The following is a 7500-nucleotide window of genomic DNA, read 5'->3' as shown; positions in this document are numbered from 1 at the left end:
GTTCTAAACCTGTTAAACGTTGCAAACGCATATCTAAAATAGCTTGCGCTTGTTTTTCACTTAAGCCGAAACGTTCCATTAAACCTTGTTTTGCAATTTCCGCTGTTTTCGAACTACGAATTAATGTAATAACTTCATCCAGATGGTCTAAGGCAATTCGTAATCCTTCTAAAATATGAGCACGCGCTTCTGCTTTTTCTAGTTCATAAGCTGTACGTCTACGAATTACTACCTTTTGATGTTCCAAGTAATGATATAAATTTTGTTTTAAGTTCAGCACTTGTGGCTCTCCATTTACAAGAGACAGCATGTTAATACCGAAACTTGTTTGAAGTGCTGTATGTTTATATAAGTTATTTAATAATACATTAGCATTGGCATCACGACGTACTTCCATAACAATACGCATACCATTTCGATCTGATTCATCACGTAAATCTGTAATACCTTCAATTTTCTTATCGCGAACTAATTCTGCAATTTTTTCAATTAATCGCGCCTTATTTACTTGATAAGGTAGTTCCGTTACGATAATAGATTGTTTGCCATTTGACTTCTCTTCAATTTCAACTTTAGCACGAAGTATAATAGAACCGCGTCCTGTTTCATACGCTCTACGAATACCACTTCTTCCTAAAATTAAACCTGCCGTCGGGAAATCTGGTCCTGGAATGCACTCCATTAATTCTGCAATAGTAATATCAGGATTATGACTTAATGCCAATACCCCATCAATTACTTCGCCAAGTTGATGCGGCGGAATATTCGTTGCCATACCAACTGCAATACCTGTCGTACCATTTACTAGTAAGTTAGGAAAACGCGCTGGTAATACAATTGGCTCTCTTTCAGAACCATCATAGTTATCTTGATAATCAATCGTATTTTTTGAAATATCACGTATTAATTCCATAGAAATCTTAGACATTCTTGCTTCTGTATAACGCATTGCTGCTGCTGAATCTCCATCGACAGATCCAAAGTTACCATGCCCATCAACAAGCATATAACGTTGACTGAAATCTTGCGCCATACGTACCATTGTTTCATAAACAGCTGAATCACCATGAGGGTGATACTTACCGATTACTTCACCAACAATACGTGCTGATTTCTTATACGCTTTATCAGCCGTAATTCCTAAATCATTCATCGCATATAAAACCCTACGATGCACAGGTTTTAATCCATCACGAACATCTGGTAATGCACGAGATACGATAACACTCATTGCGTAATCTAAAAATGAGGTACGCATTTCATGACTAATATTAATTTCTCGAATTCGTGCTTGTTGTTGATTGTCTGACATCAACGAGCACCTCCTCTTACATTTCCGTTACACATACATTGATTTATATGTAGAAGACAGGAATACTCAGATTCCTGTCATTACTCATTTAAATATCAAGGTTTTTCACGTATTTTGCATTTTCTTGGATAAAGTTACGACGTGGCTCTACTTTATCCCCCATTAAAATTTCAAATGTTTCATCTGCTTCAATTGCATCTTGAAGGGAAACTTGAAGTAATGAACGCACTTCTGGGTCCATTGTCGTTTCCCAAAGCTGAGCTGGATTCATTTCTCCTAAACCTTTGTAACGTTGGATCCCAGGTTTAGGTTGAGCTGGTAATTCATCTAAAATCTTTTCAAGCTCTTTCTCATTATAAGCATATTGAATTTTTTTACCTTGTTGTATTTTAAACAACGGTGGCTGTGCAATATAGATATAACCATGTTCAATAATTTGACGCATATAACGATAGAAGAACGTTAATAATAGGGTACGAATATGCGCACCATCTACGTCGGCATCCGTCATAATAATAACTTTATGATAACGAGCTTTCTCGATATCAAAATCGCCGCCAATGTTCGTACCAATTGCAGTAATAATTGTACGCACTTCATCGTTAGATAAAATTTTATCCAATCTTGCTTTTTCAACGTTAATAATTTTACCTTTTAGCGGTAAAATCGCTTGGAAGTGACGATCACGCCCTTGTTTTGCTGATCCACCAGCAGAGTCACCCTCTACAATGTAAATTTCACTAATTGCTGGATCTTTCGAAGAGCAATCTGCTAATTTACCAGGTAAACTTGAAACTTCTAATGCGCTCTTGCGGCGTGTCAATTCACGTGCTTTTTTCGCTGCAACACGTGCACGTGCTGCCATCGTACCTTTTTCTACGATTTTTCGTGCAACATTCGGGTTTTCTAGTAAGAACTTTTCAAATGCCTCTGAAAACACAGACTCTGTAATCGTTCTTGCTTCACTATTCCCAAGTTTCGTCTTCGTTTGTCCTTCAAATTGTGGGTTTGGATGTTTAATTGATACAATTGCAGTTAAACCTTCACGAACATCCTCACCCGTTAAGTTACTGTCTGCATCTTTTAAAATACTATTTTTACGTCCATAATCGTTAATCACACGAGTTAAAGCTGTTTTAAACCCTACTTCATGTGTTCCACCTTCATACGTATGAATGTTATTCGTAAATGAGTAAATATTATTTGTATATCCTTCGTTATACTGTAAGGAAACCTCAACTTGAATACCATCTTTTGATCCTTCTACATATACAGGTTCTTCATGGATTGGTTGTTTTGAGCGATTTAAATGCTCGACGTATGATTTAATTCCACCTTCATAATGGAATTCTTTCTTTTGCTTATGTTCACGTTTATCTTCAATTGTTAATTTAATATTACGATTTAAAAATGCTAATTCACGCATACGAGTTGCGAGCGTATCAAATTCGTATACTGTTGTTTCCTGAAAAATTTCTGGATCTGGTTTAAATCGAGTTATCGTTCCTGTTTGATCTGTGTCACCAATGACTTTTAAATCCGCAACCGGAATACCTCTTTCGTATTTTTGATAATGGATTTTACCTTCACGATGTACAAATACCTCTAGTTCTGTTGATAGGGCATTTACTACAGATGCCCCAACACCATGCAAACCACCAGAAACTTTATAACCGCCGCCGCCAAACTTACCACCAGCATGAAGAACGGTCATAATAACCTCTACAGCAGGACGTCCCATTTTTTCTTGTATACCAACTGGAATACCACGTCCATTATCCGTTACACGAATACTATTATCTTCTTCGATACTAACGTTAATTTCATCACAGTAACCTGCAAGTGCTTCATCAATACTATTATCGACGATTTCCCATACAAGATGGTGAAGTCCTTTTCCGCTTGTAGATCCAATATACATACCAGGGCGTTTTCGAACTGCTTCTAGCCCTTCAAGTACCTGTATTTGACTTTCATCATATGAATTTTCTTGCATTTGCTTTTGTTCCATTGACACAAAGATCACCTACTTTTCCATTTAAACAGGGATTACGCCCTATCTATTTCACAATCTACCGTGCCGTTCGTTACATGAATTGTTTTCGCTTCTTTTAATGTTTCGTGTTCAATTCCGTCGACACTCGTCGTTGTCACAAATGTTTGCACTTTTCCTTGAATTGTATTTAACAGATGCGATTGACGATAATCATCTAATTCTGATAATACATCATCCAATAGAAGAATCGGATATTCTTTAACTTCTGAGTAAATCAATTCAATTTCAGCTAATTTTAGGGACAGTGCGGTCGTTCGTTGTTGTCCTTGCGAACCAAAGACTTGAACATTTTTACTATTAACGAAGAATTGTAAATCATCACGATGAGGACCAATTAAAGTCGTACCACGGAAAATTTCACGTTGTTTCACGGATTGAAAACTTTCATAGTATACTTCTTTTATTTTCGACAAATCCATTGATTCTGATACATCTACACTCGGTTTATAGACAATTTCTAATTCTTCTAACCCACGGCTTATACCACGATGAATTGGAGCTGCCCATTCTTGTAGTAAATGCAAAAATTCAAAGCGTTTTTGCAAAATTTTTGTACCATGCTCAATAAGTTGAAGTGTAAATACATCCAACATCGTTTCCTCATTCTTACTATTCCCTTGCATCTTTTTTAGCAAGTGATTTCGTTGTGTGAGCACCTTTTGATATTGACTCAATTCATACAAATAGACCGGAGCTATTTGGCCTAATTCCATATCTAAAAAGCGTCTTCTTACTTGAGGGCTTCCTTTTACAAGATTTAAATCTTCTGGGGCAAACATGACAACATTCATCACGCCAATATATTGACTCAATTTTTGTTGTTCAAGTTGATTTAATTTTGCCTTTTTACCTTTTTTCGAGATATTTAATTCCAAAGACAAAGAACTATTTCTCTTTTGTAGCTTTCCTTTAATTTGACCGAAATCTTCATCCCAACGGATAAGTTCGCGATCATTAGAGGTTCTATGAGATTTCGCCATCGCTAAAACATAAATAGCTTCCATCAAATTCGTTTTCCCTTGCGCATTCTCGCCGATAATTACATTTACCTTATCTTCAAAGGAAAGCTCTAACTTTTCATAATTGCGATAGTTTTTTAATTGTATTTCTGAAATAAACAAAGGGCTCCCCCTTTATGACTGAACTTGGAAACTTCCGCTTCCTGGAATTTCAATAATATCGTTCGCATATAGTTTGCGACCTCTTCTATTTTCAAGTTCTTGATTCACGTACACTTCATATTCTTGTAAAAACCATTTTACAGCGCCACCTGTATCAATTACATCGGCTAACTTTAAAAATTGCCCTAGTGTAATATACTCTGTTGAAATTTTAATACGTTTCATAAAATCGCTCACTTTCTGAAAGTGTTCATTCTTTCATTGTACTAAATAAACTAGCATTAGGAAAGTAATACCCAAAAATCAAATAAGGGCTACTAGCATCTGAAAACTAGCAACCCTTATTTCTTACTTAGTAAGTACGAACCGGTAAAATTAATTGAATAATGGATTCATCATTTACTGTACGAATTAAGAATGGTCTCATTGCTCCAGTAAAGCTAATCTTAATTTCAGTACTATCTAATGCTTTTAGTGCATCCATCATATATTTTGCACTAAAAGATATTTTTAACTCTTCTCCATCTACTTTTTCACATTGAACTTCTTCTACTACTTTTCCGATTTCTGGTGAATTCGAGGAAATTTCTAGCATTGCCTGCTCTAAAGTTGATAATTTTACAACATTATTACGACCATCTCTTGCTAAAAGAGATGCACGATCAATTGCTTGTAAAAATTCTTTTGTATTTACAAAAATATCTGTTTTGCTCTCCGCTGGAATTAAGCGAGTTGTATCAGGGTAATTTCCTTCTAACAATCTTGAGAAGAATAATAAATGTTTTGTACGGAATAATACTTGATACTCCGTAATAACGATATCTACCATTTCTTCAGACTCATCTAGAATTTTGCTTAATTCATTTAAACTTTTTCCTGGAATAACAACATTTGCTTGGAACTCATCTGCAATGCCTTCAATTTTTGCTTTTCGAAGAGCTAGTCTGTGACTATCTGTAGCAATGCCAGTTAGTTCGCTGTTATATACCTTCCAGTTTACACCTGTCAAGATTGGTCTTGTTTCAGAAGTGGAAACTGCAAATACAGTTTGTCTAATCATATGTTTAAGTAAATCCGTTGGAATCTTAAAAACATGATGTTCTTCAATTTGTGGTAACAATGGATATTCTGCAGAATCTAAACCATTTAAATTAAACTCTGATTTTCCAGAAGTTATTTTTGTCATCAAATGATTTTCCACAGAAATTTCTACAGTTTCTTTAGGCAACTTCTTTACAATTTCACTAAAATATTTAGCCTGTAAAACAATACTTCCTGATTGATTCACTTCTACGATTTCTTTTCCATTCTCTTCAACTGGAATGAAAGATTCAATTGAAATATCAGCATCGCTTCCTGTTAATGTAACTCCTTCTTCTGTAGCGACAACTTTAATCCCCGTAAGGATCGGAATTGTTGTACGAGAAGAAACAGCCTTCATTACATCTTGTACACTTCTTACAAGATAGTCTTTTTGTATTGTAAAACGCATAAAGAAAAACCTCCGGTAAGTATAAGATTTTATTTAATTAATAAAGATAAAAAATAGTAGTAATAGTAATAGGGCTTGTGGATATGTGGATAACTCTGTTAAAGGATGTAAAAACAGTCTATCTACATGTGGATAGACTGTGCGTAAAACAAGGAAAGTTATTCACACTATTCAGCTACTACTTTAAAATATCGTTAATTTCTTCAACTTGCTTTTGTAATTGCGTATCCGTCTTAAGTAGCTTAGAAATTTTTTCATGAGCATGGATAACTGTTGTATGATCACGTCCACCAAATTCTTCACCTATTTTAGGTAAGGAGGAGTCTGTCAGTTCACGTGATAAATACATTGCAATTTGGCGAGGGAAGGCAACTGATTTCGTTCGTTTTTTCGCCTTGAAATCTTCCAATTTTACTTGATAAACATCTCCTACAGCTTTTTGAATATCATAAATGGAGATAATTTTTGGTTTAGAATTTGGAATAATATCTTTAAGTGCTTCGGCTGCTAAATCAGCATTAATATCTTTGTTAATTAAAGATGAATAAGCTACAACTCGGATGAGTGCACCTTCTAGTTCACGAATATTTGAATCGATTTGATTTGCAATATAAAGCATGACCTCATTTGGTATATCAAGTCCTTCAGCCTTTGCCTTTTTGCGCAAAATTGCAATCCGCGTTTCTAAATCTGGTGGCGTAATATCCGTAATGAGTCCCCATTCAAAGCGAGAACGAAGACGATCTTCTAAAGTTGGAATTTCTTTTGGTGGCCGATCACTGGAAATTACAATTTGTTTACTTTCTTCGTGTAATGCATTGAATGTATGGAAAAACTCTTCTTGAGTTTGTTCTTTTCCCGCTAAAAATTGAATATCATCTATCAATAAAACATCCACATTGCGGTATTTATTACGAAAATCGACAGCTTTATTATCACGAATAGAATTAATGAATTCATTTGTAAATTTTTCTGATGATAAATATACAACTTTGGCATTTGGGTTATGTTCAATTACATAATGACCAATTGCATGCATTAAATGGGTCTTTCCAAGTCCAACTCCCCCATAAATAAAGAGGGGATTATATGCTTTAGCTGGCGCTTCGGCTACGGCCAATGAAGCAGCGTGAGCAAAACGGTTACCAGAGCCAATAACAAACGTATCAAACGTATATTTTGGATTTAGCATACTCTGTGGTAAATGATTAGAATCATCTTGTGCTGAATTCGGTTTAGAAGGAGGAAGATCAATCTCCTCTTCGGCTTGACTTTGGGGAATAATAAAGCGAATAGCTAATTTTGCCCCTGTTAAATCATAAAGTGTTTCTGAAATTAGCTCTGAATAATGAGATTCTAGCCAATCGCGGGCGAATTCATTTGGAGCCGTAATTGTTAATACATCTTTCTTTAAATTATGTGCGGTCGTTGATTTTAACCATGTTTCATAACTTGGTTTACTGACCTTTTTTTCTAGTTCTTTTAAGGCGCTGTTCCATAAATCAGAGATGTTTTCCAA

Annotated in this window: 6 protein-coding genes (1 of these 6 only partly in view); all 6 read right to left on the bottom strand. The window is 35.3% G+C overall.

Going from position 1 to position 7500, the window contains the following annotated elements:
• Positions 1-1312, bottom strand: the 5' portion of a protein-coding gene (gyrA, locus tag NLJ82_RS00030; RefSeq protein WP_001282850.1) for a DNA gyrase subunit A. 1160 nt of this gene lie to the left of the window's left edge; 1312 of the gene's 2472 nt are visible here — the first part of the coding sequence; its start codon is at positions 1310-1312; its stop codon lies beyond the left edge, outside the window.
• An 88-nt stretch (positions 1313-1400) separates the two neighbouring features.
• Positions 1401-3323 carry a DNA topoisomerase (ATP-hydrolyzing) subunit B gene (gyrB, locus tag NLJ82_RS00025; protein WP_000435992.1) on the bottom strand — a complete coding sequence of 641 codons (1923 nt, stop codon included), beginning with the start codon at positions 3321-3323 and terminating at the stop codon, positions 1401-1403.
• Positions 3324-3361: 38 nt separating this feature from the next.
• The gene (gene recF / locus NLJ82_RS00020) at positions 3362-4489 is read right to left on the bottom strand and encodes a DNA replication/repair protein RecF (protein ID WP_000470750.1); all 1128 of its coding nucleotides are present in this window, start codon (positions 4487-4489) and stop codon (positions 3362-3364) included.
• 12 nt (positions 4490-4501) lie between these two features.
• Entirely contained in the window at positions 4502-4714 is a 213-nt protein-coding gene (gene rlbA / locus NLJ82_RS00015; RefSeq protein ID WP_000821367.1) for a ribosome maturation protein RlbA, read from the bottom strand.
• 127 nt (positions 4715-4841) lie between these two features.
• The gene (gene dnaN / locus NLJ82_RS00010; protein WP_001212896.1) at positions 4842-5981 is read right to left on the bottom strand and encodes a DNA polymerase III subunit beta; all 1140 of its coding nucleotides are present in this window, start codon (positions 5979-5981) and stop codon (positions 4842-4844) included.
• A gap of 178 nt (positions 5982-6159) precedes the next feature.
• Complete coding sequence (dnaA, locus tag NLJ82_RS00005; protein WP_000428025.1) at positions 6160-7500, bottom strand: chromosomal replication initiator protein DnaA; 1341 nt, start codon at positions 7498-7500, stop codon at positions 6160-6162.

Origin of the sequence: Bacillus paranthracis, from assembly GCF_024296885.1 — a bacterium.
In the GTDB taxonomy this organism is placed as follows: domain Bacteria; phylum Bacillota; class Bacilli; order Bacillales; family Bacillaceae_G; genus Bacillus_A; species Bacillus_A paranthracis.
Note: the sequence above shows the minus strand (reverse complement) of the source record. Positions and strands in the feature narration are given on the sequence as shown.